Origin of the sequence: Burkholderia mayonis (genome assembly GCF_001523745.2) — a bacterium.
GTDB lineage: Bacteria > Pseudomonadota > Gammaproteobacteria > Burkholderiales > Burkholderiaceae > Burkholderia > Burkholderia mayonis.
Genome location: NZ_CP013386.1, coordinates 1,697,063 through 1,713,062 on the forward strand (window position 1 = coordinate 1,697,063; position 16,000 = coordinate 1,713,062).

Consider the following 16,000-nt stretch of genomic DNA (forward strand, 5'->3'; position numbering starts at 1 on the left):
TTTTTCACTCAATAGATCACACGCAGCATGGAACCGATCAAAGTAGGCCTGTTGGGCTTCGGCACGGTAGGCGGCGGCACCTTCAAGGTGCTGCGCCGCAACCAGGAGGAAATCAAGCGTCGCGCCGGGCGCGGCATCGAGATCGCGCGCGTCGCGGTGCGCAATCCCGCGAAGGCGCTCGCCGCCCTCGACGGCGACGCGAACGGCGTGTCGATCGGCGACGATTTCAACGCGGTCGTCGACGATCCGTCGATCGCGATCGTCGCCGAGATGATCGGCGGCACGGGCCTCGCGCGCGAGCTGGTGTTGCGCGCGATCGCGAACGGCAAGCACGTCGTGACGGCCAACAAGGCGCTCCTCGCGGTGCACGGCACCGAGATCTTCGAGGCCGCGCGCGAGAAGGGCGTGATGGTCGCGTTCGAGGCGGCCGTCGCGGGCGGCATCCCGATTATCAAGGCGCTGCGCGAAGGCCTGACCGCGAACCGCATCCAGTACATCGCCGGCATCATCAACGGCACGACGAACTACATCCTGTCGGAAATGCGCGACCGCGGCCTCGATTTCGCGACCGCGCTCGCGGCCGCGCAGGAGCTCGGCTACGCGGAAGCCGATCCGACCTTCGACATCGAGGGGGTCGACGCCGCGCACAAGGCGACGATCATGAGCGCGATCGCGTTCGGCGTGCCGGTGCAGTTCGACCGCGCGTACGTCGAAGGGATCAGCAAGCTCGCCGCGACCGACATCCGTTACGCGGAAGAGCTCGGCTACCGGATCAAGCTGCTCGGCATCACGCGCCGCACCGAGCGCGGGATCGAGCTGCGGGTGCATCCGACGCTGATTCCGGCGAAGCGTCTGCTCGCGAACGTCGAGGGCGCGATGAACGCGGTCGTCGTGCACGGCGACGCGGTCGGCACGACGCTCTACTACGGCAAGGGCGCGGGCGCCGAACCGACGGCGTCGGCCGTCGTCGCCGATCTCGTCGACGTGACGCGCCTGCACACGGCCGATCCCGAGCACCGCGTCCCGCATCTCGCGTTCCAGCCGGACAGCCTGTCGAACACGCCGATCCTGCCGATCGAAGAGGTGACGAGCGGCTACTACCTGCGCCTGCGCGTCGCCGACGAGACGGGCGTGCTCGCCGACATCACGCGCATCCTCGCCGATTCGGGCATCTCGATCGACGCGCTCTTGCAGAAGGAATCGGAGCAGGTCGACGACGCGAACGGCGAGACCGACATCATCCTGATCACGCACGAGACGATCGAGAAGAACGTCAACGCGGCGATCGCGCGCATCGAATCGCTCGAGACGGTCGTGTCGAAGGTGACGAAGCTGCGCATGGAAGCGCTCAACTGAGGACGACATGAATTACATCTCCACGCGCGGCGCCGGCATCGGCGAGCGCCACACGTTCTCCGACATCCTGCTCGGCGGCCTCGCCGCCGACGGCGGGCTCTATTTGCCCGCCGAGTATCCGCGCGTGTCGGCGGACGAGCTCGCGCGCTGGCGCGCGCTGCCGTACGCGGATCTCGCGTTCGAGATCCTGTCGAAATTCTGCGACGACATCCCCGCCGACGACCTGCGCGCGCTCGCGCGCAGCACGTACACGGCGGCCGTCTACTGCAACGCGCGCCACGGCGGGAACGCGGCCGACGTCACGCCGCTCACGACGCTCGGCGTCGAGAACGGCGCGCCGCTTGCGCTGCTCGAGCTGTCCAACGGCCCGACGCTCGCGTTCAAGGACATGGCGATGCAACTGCTCGGCAATCTGTTCGAGTACACGCTGGCCAAGCACGGCGAAACGCTCAACATCCTCGGCGCGACGTCGGGCGACACGGGCAGCGCGGCCGAGTACGCGATGCGCGGCAAAGAGGGCGTGCGCGTGTTCATGCTGTCGCCGCACCAGAAGATGAGCGCGTTCCAGACCGCGCAGATGTACAGTCTGCAGGATCCGAACATCTTCAACCTCGCGGTGAAAGGCGTGTTCGACGATTGCCAGGACATCGTGAAGGCCGTGTCGAACGATCACGCGTTCAAGGCGCAATACAAGATCGGCACGGTCAATTCGATCAACTGGGCGCGCGTCGTCGCGCAGGTCGTCTACTACTTCAAGGGCTACTTCACGGCGACGAAGCGCAACGACGAGCGCGTGTCGTTCACCGTGCCGTCAGGCAACTTCGGCAACGTCTGCGCGGGCCACATCGCGCGGATGATGGGCCTTCCAGTCGAGAAGCTCGTCGTCGCGACGAACGAGAACGACGTGCTCGACGAGTTCTTCCGCTCGGGCGCGTACCGCGTGCGCAGCGCGGAGAACACGTATCACACGAGCAGCCCGAGCATGGACATCTCGAAGGCGTCGAACTTCGAGCGCTTCGTGTTCGATCTGCTCGGCCGCGATCCGGCGCGCGTCGTCCAGCTGTTTCGCGACGTCGAGGAAAAGGGCGGCTTCGATCTCGCCGCGAGCGGCGATTTCGCGCGCGTCGCCGAGTTCGGCTTCGTGTCGGGCCGCAGCACGCACGAGGACCGGATCGCGACGATCCGCGACGTGTTCGAGCGCTATCGGACGACGATCGACACGCACACGGCCGACGGTCTGAAGGTCGCGCGCGAGCATCTGCAGCCGGGCGTGCCGATGATCGTGCTCGAGACCGCGCAGCCGATCAAGTTCGGCGAGACGATTCGCGAGGCGCTTGGGCAGGAGCCTTCGCGGCCCGCCGCGTTCGACGGACTCGAGGCGCTGCCGCAGCGTTTCGAAGTGGTCGACGCGAGCGCGCAGCAAGTGAAGGACTTCATCGCCGCGCATGCGGGCGCGTGACGCCCGGGCGGGCGTGGCGGCGGCGGGGGGGCAGCCGTGCCGCTGGCTTCGCCTGGCGGGCGGCGGTCGCGTCGGTCGCGATGCGCGCGGCGCGCAGGCAGCGCGGGTGCGAGGGAAAAAGCCGGCGGGTGCGACGCTCTGACGCGCGGCGCTTCGCAGCGTGCCTTCGCTCGATGCCGGTCGGGTGCCAAAAGGCACTGAAAAAAGCCGCGGCGCGAATTCATCGGATCACTTTCGGATGAACTCGCGTCGCGGCTTTTTCGTTCGTGTTCGCTGCTCGACCTGTCGATTGGCGTATTGTTTGGGTGGATTCCGGTTGCGCAACGAGCGCGGCTGATCGCGCCCGCAATCGCCTTCCCGTGATGGCGACGCGCTCCGTTTTTCGATGGACGAACGCAGCGGGCCATCACGCTCGCGACGCACGGCCGCTGCACTCGATCGAATCGATCCGATTCGATCGTCCACACCCGCGCGGAGCCGTCGCTACAATGTCGGCATCCGGTCAAAATTTCAATCGACGATGTCCCACCCTAATACCCAGACGCCGCGCGCGCCGATGCTGTCGACGGCCGACGCGCTCGCGGCGCTTCTCGCTGCCGCACGTCCGCTCGCCGAAACCGAGACGGTCGCGACGCTCGATGCGCTGAACCGCGTGCTCGCGGCCGACGTCGTGTCGCCGCTCGACGTTCCTCCGATGAACACGAGCGCGATGGACGGCTACGCGGTGCGCGCTGCCGACCTGACGCGCGGCGAGCGGCGCCTCATGGTGTCGCAGCGGATTCCGGCGGGCCATCCGGCCAAGCCGCTCGAGCCGGGCACGGCCGCGCGCATCTTCACGGGCGCGTCCGTGCCGGCCGGCGCGGACGCGGTCGTGATGCAGGAGCAGACGGAGGCCGCGGGCGACCAGGTGGACATCCTGCACACGCCGGCGGCGGGCGAATGGATCACCACGCAGGGCGCGGACATCCGCCGCGGTTCGGTGATCCTGCCGGCTGGCACGCGGATGACGCCGCAGGCGATGGGGCTCGCCGCGTCGGTCGGCTGCGCGTCGCTCGCGGTCGCGCGCCGCGCGAAGGTCGCCGTGTTCTTCACGGGCGACGAACTGACGATGCCGGGCGAGCCGCTCAAGCCGGGCGCGATCTACAATTCGAACCGCTTCACGCTGCGCGGGCTCCTCGAGCGGCTCGGCTGCGACGTGACCGACTACGGGATCGTTCCCGACCGGCTCGATGCGACGCGCGCGGCGCTGCGCGAGGCGGCGCGCGAGCACGACGTGATCGTGACGAGCGGCGGCGTGTCGGTGGGCGACGAGGATCACGTGAAGCCCGCGGTCGAGGCGGAAGGGCGGCTCGCGCTGTGGCAGATCGCGATGAAGCCGGGCAAGCCGCTCGCGTTCGGCGTGATCAGGCGCGGCGGGGCGGCCGGCGCGGGTGACGCTACGGCCGCGGCGAACGGCACGAAGAACGGCACGAACGGCACGAACGGCGGCGAAGCCTATTTCATCGGTCTGCCGGGCAACCCGGTGTCGAGCTTCGTCACGTTCCTGCTATTCGTGCGGCCGTTCCTGCTGCGCGTCGCGGGCGCGACGCAGGTCGCGCCGCGCGTGGTGTCGCTGCGCGCCGATTTCACGCAGAGCAAGGCCGACCGTCGCAATGAATTCCTGCGCGCGCGCGTGAACGCGGCGGGCGGGCTCGACCTGTTCCCGAACCAGAGCTCGGCCGTGCTGACGTCGACGGTGTGGGGCGACGGCCTGATCGACAATCCGCCGAACCACGCGATCAGCGCGGGCGAGACGGTGCGTTTCATTCCTTTTTCCGAATTGCTCGGCTGACGCCGGGCGGTGTTGTGACGATGAAGATCGAACTGAAGTTTTTTGCGAGCGTGCGCGAAGCGCTCGGCGTCGCGAGCGAGACGGTGACGGTGCCGGACGGCGTCGCGACGGTGGGCGACGTGCGCGCGTGGCTGCGCACGCGCGGCGGTGCGTGGGCGGAGGCGCTCGCCGAGGGCCGCGCGCTGCGGATGGCGTGCAACCACACGATGACGGACGCCGGCACGCGGATCTCCGACGGCTGCGAAGTCGCGTTCTTCCCGCCCGTGACGGGCGGCTGAGCTTTGCATGCGACCAGAGTAAGCGCTCAAGCGCTAACACTGCTCGACAGGAGGCGGCAATGGTGACGGTACGGGTGCAGACGGACGACTTCGACGTCAGCACGGAGATCGCGGCGCTGCGCGCGCGCAATCCGAAGGTGGGCGCGGTCGCGTGCTTCGTCGGCACGGTGCGCGACCTGAACGACGGCGAGCAGGTCGACACGCTCGAGCTCGAGCACTATCCGGGGATGACCGAGAAAGCGCTCGCCGCGATCGCGGACGACGCGATCGCGCGCTGGCCGGGCATTGACGTGGCGATCGTCCACCGCGTCGGCAAGCTCTATCCGCTCGACCAGATCGTGTTCGTCGCGACCGTATCCGCGCATCGCGGCGACGCGTTCGCGTCGTGCGAGTTCGTGATGGACTACCTGAAGACGCAGGCGCCGTTCTGGAAGAAGGAGAAGACGCCCGCGGGCGAGCGCTGGGTCGACGCGCGCAGCGTCGACGATGCGGCGCTCGCGCGCTGGGGCGTCGAATCGGGGAACGCGAAGTAATCGTCGTAGGCGCGGTGCCGCCCGATCGGGCTTCGGCGGGGGCAGCATCGCTTCGTCCGTCGCGAAGGGGCGGGCAAGCTTGATTTCGAGCGTCCGGAGCGGTTCCGCGGACGATCGCTCGCCAATTTTCGGGCGTCACGACACTACGCGGCGGCGGAATCTGAGCTCGGGTGCTCGTGATTGCGTCGATATTGAAGTTTAAACGTCAGGCTCCGGCAGGAATTTTCGCTTCTTCCTTTCCCTTCTTCGGCGCGCTGCGCGGTCGTTTCGAGCGAACCCGGAACCGGCGGCCGGCCCGTTCGCTCACGCGTCGTCGTGCGCCGCGCGGCCGATGATTTTCGCCGGAAACGGCTCGCCGCGCGGCCGGCGCGCATCTGCGTCGTCGTCCGCGGGCCGCTTCGGCGCGATCAGGTCGAGGATGGCCTGCTGCTCGGCCGGAATCCGGTAATCCCAGCCGAAGCGGCTCAATTGCAGGCTCTGCGCGATCCGCAGCGCGGGCTCCATGAAGCGCACGGCCGCCGCGGGTTCGTAGCGCGCCTCGACGGTCTTCAGGAACAGCGTGAGCCAGCGGCTGAAATGCGCGGGCTCGAGGCCGTCGAGCGGCTGGTGTGCGGCCTGCACGTTGCCGCGGTAGCGCTTCGTGCCGAGCACGAGGCTCGACCAGAACTCGCCCATTTTCGGCAGATGTTCGTCCCAGCGTCCGGCGAGCTTTTGCTCGAATACGGGACCGAGAAGGGCATCGTCGCGCACGCGTTCGTAGAACGCGTCGACGAGCGCACGAATGTTCTCCGGGGTCGGTTCGGCGGCGCGTGTCGCCGCAGCGGCGACAGTGGAGATTTCGGAAGAAGCGTGGGTCATTTAAAAAAAGGGCCGGGTAACACGGCAGCACGGGCATGCGATTTTGTCGCACAATAATAAACGGCCACCTTCTCAATAAAAGTGCTGACAGCTTGCATCTTATGATGCGGTCGTCGGATCGGCAATGGCAGACGCGTTTTTCGCGTGGGCGCCGATCGCACTGACACAACATCCATTTCGTAATGAGACTAACCGACTACACCGACTACTCTTTGCGCGTCATGTTGTTCCTCGCGGTCCGGGGCGAGGGCTTGTCGACGATCCAGGAGATCTCGGATGCCTACGGCATTTCCAAGAACCATTTGATGAAAGTGGTGCAGCAACTCGGCGAGCTCGGTTGGATCGAGACGGTGCGCGGCCGCAACGGCGGCTTGCGCCTGAACGCGCAGTCCGCCACGCTGACGGTCGGCGAAGTCGTGCGCAAGACCGAAAACGATTTCGCGCTCGTCGGCTGCTTCGCGGACGAATCCGAGTCGCATCGCAGCTGCGTGATCCAGTCGGCATGCCGGCTCAAGGGCGTGTTCGCGGCCGCTCGCGACGCGTTCTTCGCGGAGCTCGACAAGCACACGATCGGCGAGCTCTCGCAGCCGGCATCGCAGCTTGCCGCGCTGCTCGGTCTCACTCCCGTGCGGATCGTGCCTGCGGCCGAGCTCCGCGTGCCGGTGACCGTCGCCGGCTGACGCCGCGCGGCGCATTCCCGACGCTTCTTTCGTGCGCGCGGCCGCGTCGCCGCCGCGCGTGTTCTCGTTGCCGTCACGCGCCCGCGTGACGCGTCCCTTTGCTGTGCCTCAATAAAAAACCGGCTTGAAAGGCGGATAACCATCCTCATTTGGTTGCTATTCGCAATGGAGGTCTCATTCATGAGAATCGACAAGCTCACCACCAAATTCCAAGAGGCGCTCGCGGACGCGCAAAGTCTCGCCGCCGGGCGCGACAACCAATACATCGAACCCGTTCACGTGCTCGCCGCGCTGATCGCGCAGCAGGACGGCTCCGCGCGCGCGCTGCTGTCGCGCGCGGGCGTGCACATCCAGGCGCTGCAAGGCGCGCTCAACGAAGCGATCTCGCGCCTGCCGCAGGTGACAGGCACGGGCGGCGACATTCAGGTCGGCCGCGAGCTCGCGAGCCTCCTGAACCAGGCCGACAAGGAAGCGCAGAAGCTCAACGACACGTTCATCGCGAGCGAGATGTTCCTGCTCGCCGTCGCCGACGACAGGGGCGAGGCGGGCCGTCTCGCGCGCCAGCACGGGCTCACGCGCCGCGCGCTCGAGTCCGCGGTCGCCGCGGTGCGCGGCGGCTCGCAGGTGCACAGCCAGGATGCGGAAAGTCAGCGCGAGGCGCTGAAGAAGTACACGGTCGACCTGACCGAGCGCGCGCGCGCGGGCAAGCTCGATCCCGTCATCGGCCGCGACGACGAGATCCGCCGCTCGATCCAGATCCTGCAGCGCCGCACGAAGAACAACCCGGTGCTGATCGGCGAGCCGGGCGTCGGCAAGACGGCGATCGTCGAAGGGCTCGCGCAGCGGATCGTCAACGGCGAGGTGCCCGAGACACTGAAGGGCAAGCGCGTGCTGTCGCTCGACATGGCCGCGCTGCTTGCGGGCGCGAAGTATCGCGGCGAGTTCGAGGAGCGCCTGAAGGCGGTGCTCAACGACATCGCGAAGGACGAAGGCCGCACGATCGTCTTCATCGACGAGATCCACACGATGGTCGGCGCGGGCAAGGCCGAAGGCGCGATGGACGCGGGCAACATGCTGAAGCCGGCGCTGTCGCGCGGCGAGCTGCACTGCATCGGCGCGACGACGCTCGACGAATATCGCAAGTACATCGAAAAGGATGCCGCGCTCGAGCGCCGCTTCCAGAAGGTGCTCGTCGACGAGCCCACCGTCGAGGCGACGATCGCGATCCTGCGCGGTCTGCAGGAGAAGTACGAGCTGCACCACGGCGTCGAGATCACCGACCCGGCGATCGTCGCCGCGGCGGAGCTGTCGCATCGCTACATCACCGACCGCTTCCTGCCCGACAAGGCGATCGACCTGATCGACGAAGCGGCGTCGAAGATCAAGATGGAAATCGATTCGAAGCCCGAAGAAATGGACAGGCTCGATCGCCGTCTGATCCAATTGAAGATCGAGCGCGAAGCGGTGAAGAAGGAGCAGGACGAAGCGTCGCAAAAGCGCCTGCAATTGATCGAAGAGGAAATCCAGCGGCTCGAGCGCGAGTACGCGGATCTCGAAGAGATCTGGACGGCGGAGAAGGCGGCCGTGCAGGGCAGCGCGCAGCTGAAGGAAGAGATCGACAAGGTGCGCGCCGACATCACGCGGCTGCAGCGCGAAGGCAAGCTCGAGAAGGTTGCGGAGCTCCAGTACGGCAAGCTGCCGCAGCTCGAGGCGCGCCTCAAGCAGGTCACGCAGGCGGAGGAAAGCGAGCAGCACAACCCGACGCGGCCGCGTCTGCTGCGCACGCAGGTCGGTGCGGAGGAGATCGCCGAGGTCGTGTCGCGCGCGACGGGCATTCCCGTGTCGCGGATGATGCAGGGCGAGCGCGAAAAGCTCCTGCACATCGAAGAGAAGCTGCATGAGCGCGTCGTCGGCCAGAACGAGGCGATCAACGCGGTCGCCGACGCGATCCGCCGCTCGCGCGCGGGCCTGTCCGATCCGAACCGTCCGTACGGCTCGTTTCTGTTCCTCGGCCCGACGGGCGTCGGCAAGACCGAGCTGTGCAAGGCGCTCGCCGGCTTCCTGTTCGATACCGAAGAGCATCTGATCCGCATCGACATGAGCGAGTTCATGGAGAAGCACAGCGTTGCGCGGCTGATCGGCGCGCCGCCCGGCTACGTCGGCTACGAGGAGGGCGGCTATCTGACCGAAGCCGTGCGCCGCAAGCCGTATAGCGTGATCCTGCTCGATGAGATCGAGAAGGCGCACCCGGACGTGTTCAACGTGCTCCTGCAGGTGCTCGACGACGGCCGGATGACGGACGGGCAGGGGCGCACCGTCGACTTCAAGAACACGGTGATCGTGATGACGTCGAACCTTGGCTCGCAGTTGATCCAGGCGATGTCGGGCTCGTCGCAGGAAGAGATCAAGGACGCGGTGTGGGGCGAGGTCAAGCAGCATTTCCGCCCCGAATTCCTGAACCGGATCGACGACGTCGTCGTGTTCCACGCGCTCGATCGCAGCAACATCCAGTCGATCGCGAAGATCCAGCTCGCGCGTCTGCACGAACGGCTCGCGAAGCTCGACATGGAGCTCGACGTGTCCGAGTCGGCGCTCGAGCAGATCGGCAAGGTCGGCTACGATCCGCTCTTCGGCGCGCGGCCGCTCAAGCGTGCGATCCAGCAGGAGATCGAGAATCCGGTCGCGAAGCTCATTCTCGCAGGCCGCTTCGGTCCGAAGGACGTGATTCCGGTCGACGTGCGGGACGGCAAGTTCGTGTTCGAACGCGTCGTGCATTGATCGCCGCGTTCAGGCCGGGCGAGTCGGCGTTTCATCCGGCTCGCAAAAGCAAACACCCCGCGTGAGCGGGGTGTTTTTGGTGCGCCCAGCATGGGCGCACTTATATGGACGCCTCCCGGTTTGCCAGGTGATATTCGTGTTCGGCGGCCACCCGTGCCGCTTTGTCGCGGCACCAGACCCAGGAATGCCGCAAATTCGCGCCCAGAGCGAAACATGCAGGCATCGCCGATTGTGGCCACGGCGGCGGTGGCGCTAAGCAGGCCGACGCCGGGGATGGCTGTGAGGCGCGTGGCCGCTTCGTTTTGTCGCTGCCAAACAGTCAATCTGCGTTCGATCTCGGCGATGTCCTTCGTGAGCATGCCGATGCGATGCAATTGCTCGTGCAGGGCATCGATCACCATAGCCGGCAGCGTGTCGGCCAGTTGCGTGAGCGCCTGTTCGGCTTCTCGGAGGCTATGTCGACCGGCCGACACGGCAACGCCGAATTCGTAGAACCGCCCGGTGCGGACCCGCATGCCGGGTGGTGTGGGAGGGGATCGGCTAGGTCACTGGCCGCCCCTATCCCGATTACGGGGAATCGATGAGAGCAAGCCCGACCGAAGTCGCTAGCTACGCGGGTAGCGAGGTGGCCCTGGCGTCGTCGCTGACGCTGACCGACATCGGCGTCATCGTGGGTATCGTGACCGCAGTGGCCACGTTCACCCTCAACGCTATCTACATGTACCGCAAGGACAAGCGGGAGGAGCGCGAGTCGTTGGCGCGCCTTCATGAACTGGAGACGCACGATGGCTAACGTGCCGAAGAAGACGCTCGCTGGAGTTGTGGGGGCCGCTACTGCGGCCCTTTTGCTTTCTATCGTCCCGAAGTTCGAGGGCGAGGTGCTGGTCGCACGCGCCGATCCGATCGGGATCATCACGGCGTGTAACGGCGACACGAAGGACGTGCGCGCCGGCCAGCGCTTCACGCCGGAAGAGTGCCGCGCGCGGCTCGAGCAACGGCTGATCGAACGCGCCGAGCCGGTGCTGAAGTGCACCCCTGTCCTGGATGGGCACACGTACCAGCTCGCGGCCGCGGTGAGCTTTGCTTACAACGTCGGGCCAGCTGCGTACTGCGGCAGCACGACCGCGAAGCGCTTCAGCGCGGGCGACTGGCGCGGCGCGTGCCGCGCGTTGAACGAGTCGGATAGCGGCCGGCCGCAATGGGTGACGGCCGGCGGCCGTGTACTGCCCGGCCTGGTGAAATGGCGCGCCGAAGAGCGCGCAATCTGCGAGCGTGACCTATGACAACCACGAAAACTCACGAGACGCGCCGCACGCTGTCCGAGGACGTCTTCTACCCGGACCACGAGCCGCGCACCGAGTCGTCGACCTTCCGCGTGAGCAAGCGCGCGATGAAAAAAGGGGCGCACCTACGCGCGGTGCAACGGAGCGCGCCCGGCTGCCGCCGACGGGCGTGATTTCCCTCGGAAGCGGGCCATGACGATACCGAGCCAGCCGGTTTCACATGGCCGTCATTCCTATACCCGCTCCGCTATCCGCTGCGGCTCGAGCGACGCCGCGCCGCCGCCGTCGGAGCCTGCATCGTCGCGCGGGTCGTCGAGCTGGCCTTCCCACTTCGCGACCACGGCGGCGGCAATCGAGTTGCCGACCGCATTGGTCGCCGAGCGGCCCATGTCGAGGAACATGTCGACCCCCATGATCAGCAGCAGGCCTGCCTCCGGCAGGTTGAACTGGTTGAGCGTCGCCGCAATCACGACGAGCGACGCCCGCGGCACGCCGGCCATGCCCTTCGACGTCAGCATCAGCAGAAGCAGCATCGTGATTTGCGTGCCGAGCGGCAGATCGATGCCGTATACCTGCGCGATGAACAGTACGGCGAACGTGCAGTACATCATCGAGCCGTCGAGGTTGAACGAATAGCCGATCGGCAACACGAAGCTCGAAATCTTGCGGTTCACGCCGAAACGGTCGAGCGCGTCGAGCAGCTTCGGATACGCGGCTTCCGAACTCGCGGTCGCGAACGACAACAGGAACGGTTCGCGGATCAGGCGGATCAGCGAGAACGTACGCTTGCCGAGGAACACGAGGCCCGCGAGCGTCAGCACGCCCCACAGCAGCGCGAGTGCGAGATAGAAGCTGCCCATGAACTTCGCGAACGTGAGCAGGATGCTGAGTCCTTCCGTCGTGATCGTCGATGCGAGCGCCGCGAACACCGCGACGGGCGCGAACCACATGACCGCGCCGGTGACCTTCAACATCACTTGCGCGAGATCCTCGATCACGCCGGTCAGGCGCTTGCCTGCGTCGCCGAGCGCGGACAGCGCGGTGCCGAAGAAGATCGAGAACACGACGATCTGCAGGATCTCGTTGTTCGCCATCGCCTCGGCGATCGACTTCGGCACCAGGTGGATCACGAAGTCTTTCAGCGTGAACGAGCCGGTCTTCAGGTCGAGGGCGGCATCGGTGGCGGGCAGCGGCAGGCTCAGATGGCTGCCGGGCTGCAATACCGTCGCGGCCAGCAGGCCGAGCAGCAGCGACGTGAACGACGCGATGAAGAACCAGCCGAGCGCCTTCACGCCGACCCGGCCGACCGCACCGGTATCGCCCATGTGCGCGATGCCGACCGTCAGCGTCGCGAACACCAGCGGCGCGATGATCATCTTGATGAGACGCAGGAACACGTCGGACAGCAGCGATACGTAGCCGGCGATTTCCTTCGCGACGTGCGGATCCGGGAATGCGCTATGGCAGCCATAACCGACGGCGATGCCGAGGATCATCGCGATCACGATGTACGAGGTGATGTTGCGTCTTTTCTTCATGAGGAGTCCAAATTGCACGGCGGGTGTTGCAAATGACGGCGCGGTCGCCGGCGCGCAAGCAGTGGACCTGGTACCTGGGCTGTTCGCGCGCCTTCCGGTACGGCGCGCACCAGGCAATTCTTGCTGGATGCGCTTGACAGGGCGCGATCGCTCGATACAAGAGGCGATATGTTACTCCAATTGGCCGGATTGCTTTCGAAATTGAAAGAGTTGAGACATCGTCGCCCGCGAGAAGCGGACGCCGCGCTCGTCCGACGGGTTACGTCGCGTGGATGGGCGACGGCAGCGCCGAGGCCTTCGTTTCGGCAGTTTACGGCGCAAGCCGAATGCGTTCCGGCAGAATCGGCGGCATGTGCGGTAGCGCGCGCCTGCCTATCGCCAGATCATCTCTGCGCATGGCATTCGGTTATCTCGGAGCGGGCGGCGCAGCTTCCGCAGCAGCCCAGGCGAGCCACCCAACTTTTCTTTGCTCCCGCGGGCGAGCGATCGGCGCTTGCGTGCCGGACTTGGGCCTACCGGAGCGGCCGCCGCGGCGTCCCAATCCTTGGAATCGATCGCCGTATTTCGGGATTGCGCCGCACTCGTGCAGATTGCGCGTAGCGCCTTTTGATCGGCGGCGTGATGCCGGACATCTTGCGAATGCGCGTCGTGACGCCGGGTGGCCAACGGACTTTCTTGCTTTCGACGTCGGGAGAAGGGGGAAGCTCGCGCTGCCTGCATCCGGACTCAAACGCGATCGAGGCACGTGCGCCTGCGACGATGCGACGATGCGACGATGCGACGATGCGACGATGCGACGATGCGACGATGCGACGATGCGACGATGCGACGATGCGCGTTGGCGACGCCAGAAGCCGCGCCGAGTTCGAATCGCCTCGACCGCAGCGGCCGGAAATCCGCGCATCGGCGGCGGTCGCGATGCGAGATCGAATGCGCATTGCCTGTCTGCGACAGCCGCACGTCTACCGATCCGAATCGCTGTCGCAATGCGCGGACCACTCGCGCGCGAGCATCGCGAAGATCACGTCGTCGACCCACTCGCCGCGCAGATAGTAGCTTTCGACGTGATGCGCCTCTTGTCGGAAGCCAAGCGCCTGAAATAGCGCCATGCTTGCGATGTTGCGAGGATCGACGGACGCGACGAGTCTGCGATGCCCCCATTGTCGAAAAGCGAGATCGATGCAAGCCGTCATGACTTCGCGTGCGTACCCTTTGCGCTGGTGCGCGGGACTCAGCGAGATGCCGAATTCGACCGGCTCCGTGTCGGTTGCGGGAAAACGTATGCCGAGGTCGCCGATCAATTCGCGCGTCGGCTTGCTGCGAATCGCGAGTTGGCACCACGCGCCGGCCTCGCCGAATGCGATGTCCGACTGACGTGCGATGAAATCGCGGGAATCCGCGACGCTGGCAGGACGCCAGCCCTGATATCTCCAGACTTCGGGATTGCCGTGATAGTCGAACAGACCTTCGGCATCGCGTTGATCGAGCGTGTCGAGGAGCAATCGCGCCGTTTCGATCGCGGCGCTCGTTTTTCGTGTCATTCGATATTCCTTCTGGATGGACTTTGTGGGACGCCGTCGACAGGTGCGGCGGTACTGCAGGGCAGTGTCTTCAGCGGTCGAATATGTCGCTTGATGTTCGAGCGGCAGTTGCCGCGCGTGTACGCGATCATGGTGACCGGCCGTCGAATCCATCGGGTTGCCGAGCGAAATGGGGTTCGATTGCGCGGACATCCTTCGCATGCCCTGTCATGATCTGCGGTCGAACCAACGCGTTCTGCGTGATGCGCGTCGATCATCGCGGACGTTGCGGATCTCGATCGGCGGAGGCCGGTGCAGTGGGCGTGCGCGGTCGGGATCGTCCGCACTTCGGAAGCGAGAAGGCGGTCTGTTGTCCAAGACGCCCGCTGTCGAGGCCGGAACGACGGCGGTCAAACTCGGATTGACGCGAGCCAAGAAGCAGCGTGACGAACCGGCCGTATGCCGGGTTCCGCGAGCGCGATCCCGATGCGGCAGGCATTCCGCGACGCAATGCGCATCGATTGCGCCGCGCTTGTTCGCACGCGCTCGGCCCAGCGCAGCAGTTCCATCGCCGTGCTTCATCGAGCGTGCGTTGCCCGTCGTCATCCGATCTCGTCCACTTGCCGCTCGATCCAGCCGGGCCCCGGCAGCGGCTCGACGTCCAGCGGATCGATCGATTCCCCGCATTCGGAGCACACCATCACCGGATGCATCACGTGCCCGCACGTCCGGTGTCGCAGCACGACGGGCGGGCCGTTGCCGTCGTCCTTCCACCGATCGCCCCACGCGGTGAGCGCGAGCAGCACCGGATAGAGATCGCGGCCTTTCTGCGACAGACGGTACTCGAAGCGCGGCGGCCGGTCCTGATACGCGCATTTCGTGAAGATCCCTTCGTCGACGAGCCGCGCGAGCCGCTCCGCGAGCACGTGGCGCGTGAGCCCCAGTTGCGTCTGGAACGCTTCGAAGCGGCGATGGCCGAGAAATGCGTTGCGCAGGATCAGCATCGTCCAGCGATCGCCGAGCACGGCGAGCGTGCGTGCGACCGAACACGGCATCGAGCCGATGTCGTCCCATTTCATGATCGTTTTCCGTGAAAACAGGGGAAGTGCGTTCGATTATAGAACGCACGCTCGAAACGGCCACGTCGCTCACGTGTTGACAGCCGGTGAACGCGTGCCAATAATGGGCGTCATCGTAAGTTCTTTTTTAGAACTAATAGGCGCGACGCGCCGCGTTCCTTACCACTGCGAGGAGTATGTCGATGAATCCGTGGTCCATGTCCGGTCTCGAACTGCTGCGCGCTGCAGCGGCGGGTGAAGTGCCCGCAGCGTCGATTGCCGAAACGATCCCGATGCGGTCCGAGAGCGTCGAGCTCGGTTACGTGAAGATGACCGCGCGCGCCGACGGACGCCATTTGAATCCGCTCGGCGGCGTGCACGGCGGCTTCGCCGCGACGGTGCTCGATTCCGTCACGGGCTGCGCGGTGCATACGATGCTCGATCCGGGCGTCGGCTACGGCACCGTCGATCTGCACGTGAAGATGTTGCGCCCGGTGCCGCGTGATGTTGATCTCGTCGCAGAGGGGCGCGTGATCCATCTGTCGAAAAGCCTCGGCGTCGCCGAAGGAACCCTGAAGACGCCGGACGATAAAGTGGTCGCGCACGCGTCGGCGACGTGCTTCATCCAGCGGCCGGCGTGAGCGGCGTATCGGTGACCGGCGCTCGGCGTCAGACATCGGGCGAGCAGCGAGCCACCGCGAATGTGTGCCGAATGCGAGTGCATCGCCGGCGCGCCGACGCCGCGAGCGACGCTACAGCGACGCTTGACACGCGCGTTCTGAAGCAATCGTTTCGATGTGTTAGCTTCGGGTCTTTGCATCCGAAGCG

General features: G+C 66.0%; 14 protein-coding genes and 1 pseudogene. 10 read left to right on the plus strand and 5 right to left on the minus strand.

Features of this window, described 5'->3' with window-relative positions; all coding sequences use genetic code 11:
- Positions 1-27: 27 nt before the first annotated feature.
- The 5 genes from WS70_RS08520 to moaE all read left to right on the plus strand — a co-directional run bounded on the left by WS70_RS08520 (position 28) and on the right by moaE (position 5,457).
- Entirely contained in the window at positions 28-1,356 is a 1,329-nt protein-coding gene (locus WS70_RS08520) for a homoserine dehydrogenase (RefSeq protein ID WP_059597070.1), read from the plus strand.
- Positions 1,357-1,363: 7 nt separating this feature from the next.
- Positions 1,364-2,815, plus strand: a complete 1,452-nt coding sequence (gene thrC / locus WS70_RS08525) for a threonine synthase (RefSeq protein WP_059597069.1) — start codon at positions 1,364-1,366, stop codon at positions 2,813-2,815.
- A 556-nt stretch (positions 2,816-3,371) separates the two neighbouring features.
- Positions 3,372-4,646 (plus strand): molybdopterin molybdotransferase MoeA, encoded by a 1,275-nt coding sequence (locus WS70_RS08530; protein ID WP_472297997.1) that lies wholly within the window; start codon positions 3,372-3,374, stop codon positions 4,644-4,646.
- A gap of 20 nt (positions 4,647-4,666) precedes the next feature.
- On the plus strand, positions 4,667-4,924 hold the full coding sequence (gene moaD, locus WS70_RS08535) for a molybdopterin converting factor subunit 1 (RefSeq protein WP_059597067.1): 258 nt from the start codon (positions 4,667-4,669) through the stop codon (positions 4,922-4,924).
- Positions 4,925-4,983: 59 nt separating this feature from the next.
- On the plus strand, positions 4,984-5,457 hold the full coding sequence (gene moaE / locus WS70_RS08540) for a molybdopterin synthase catalytic subunit MoaE (RefSeq protein WP_059470991.1): 474 nt from the start codon (positions 4,984-4,986) through the stop codon (positions 5,455-5,457).
- 303 nt (positions 5,458-5,760) lie between these two features.
- On the opposite strand, the gene WS70_RS08545 is transcribed toward moaE, so the two are convergent.
- The gene (locus tag WS70_RS08545; RefSeq protein ID WP_059470990.1) at positions 5,761-6,315 is read right to left on the minus strand and encodes a group III truncated hemoglobin; all 555 of its coding nucleotides are present in this window, start codon (positions 6,313-6,315) and stop codon (positions 5,761-5,763) included.
- 182 nt (positions 6,316-6,497) lie between these two features.
- Between WS70_RS08545 and WS70_RS08550 the strand changes: the two genes are divergently transcribed.
- Positions 6,498-6,995: an Rrf2 family transcriptional regulator gene (locus tag WS70_RS08550; protein ID WP_059470989.1), complete on the plus strand. Its 498-nt coding sequence runs from the start codon at positions 6,498-6,500 to the stop codon at positions 6,993-6,995.
- A 180-nt stretch (positions 6,996-7,175) separates the two neighbouring features.
- Complete coding sequence (gene clpB / locus WS70_RS08555) at positions 7,176-9,773, plus strand: ATP-dependent chaperone ClpB (RefSeq protein ID WP_059471005.1); 2,598 nt, start codon at positions 7,176-7,178, stop codon at positions 9,771-9,773.
- Positions 9,774-9,958: 185 nt separating this feature from the next.
- Here clpB and WS70_RS33795 read toward each other — a convergent pair.
- A pseudogene (locus WS70_RS33795) lies at positions 9,959-10,288 on the minus strand (IS110 family transposase); the annotation flags it as partial.
- A gap of 65 nt (positions 10,289-10,353) precedes the next feature.
- Between WS70_RS33795 and WS70_RS08565 the strand changes: the two are divergent.
- Positions 10,354-10,566: an HP1 family phage holin gene (locus WS70_RS08565; RefSeq protein ID WP_059470988.1), complete on the plus strand. Its 213-nt coding sequence runs from the start codon at positions 10,354-10,356 to the stop codon at positions 10,564-10,566.
- Entirely contained in the window at positions 10,559-11,056 is a 498-nt protein-coding gene (locus tag WS70_RS08570) for a lysozyme (protein WP_059597065.1), read from the plus strand. The genes WS70_RS08565 and WS70_RS08570 overlap by 8 nt, the downstream gene beginning before the upstream one ends.
- A 233-nt stretch (positions 11,057-11,289) precedes the next feature.
- On the opposite strand, the gene WS70_RS08575 is transcribed toward WS70_RS08570, so the two are convergent.
- The 3 genes from WS70_RS08575 to WS70_RS08590 form a co-directional block, all read right to left on the minus strand.
- Positions 11,290-12,594 carry a dicarboxylate/amino acid:cation symporter gene (locus tag WS70_RS08575; RefSeq protein WP_059597064.1) on the minus strand — a complete coding sequence of 435 codons (1,305 nt, stop codon included), beginning with the start codon at positions 12,592-12,594 and terminating at the stop codon, positions 11,290-11,292.
- A gap of 962 nt (positions 12,595-13,556) precedes the next feature.
- Positions 13,557-14,135, minus strand: a complete 579-nt coding sequence (locus WS70_RS08585; protein ID WP_059597063.1) for a GNAT family N-acetyltransferase — start codon at positions 14,133-14,135, stop codon at positions 13,557-13,559.
- Positions 14,136-14,716: 581 nt separating this feature from the next.
- On the minus strand, positions 14,717-15,193 hold the full coding sequence (locus WS70_RS08590) for a winged helix-turn-helix transcriptional regulator (RefSeq protein ID WP_059597062.1): 477 nt from the start codon (positions 15,191-15,193) through the stop codon (positions 14,717-14,719).
- A 182-nt stretch (positions 15,194-15,375) separates the two neighbouring features.
- On the opposite strand from WS70_RS08590, the gene WS70_RS08595 reads away from it, so the two are divergent.
- Positions 15,376-15,813 carry a PaaI family thioesterase gene (locus WS70_RS08595; protein ID WP_059470170.1) on the plus strand — a complete coding sequence of 146 codons (438 nt, stop codon included), beginning with the start codon at positions 15,376-15,378 and terminating at the stop codon, positions 15,811-15,813.
- Positions 15,814-16,000 lie beyond the last annotated feature (187 nt).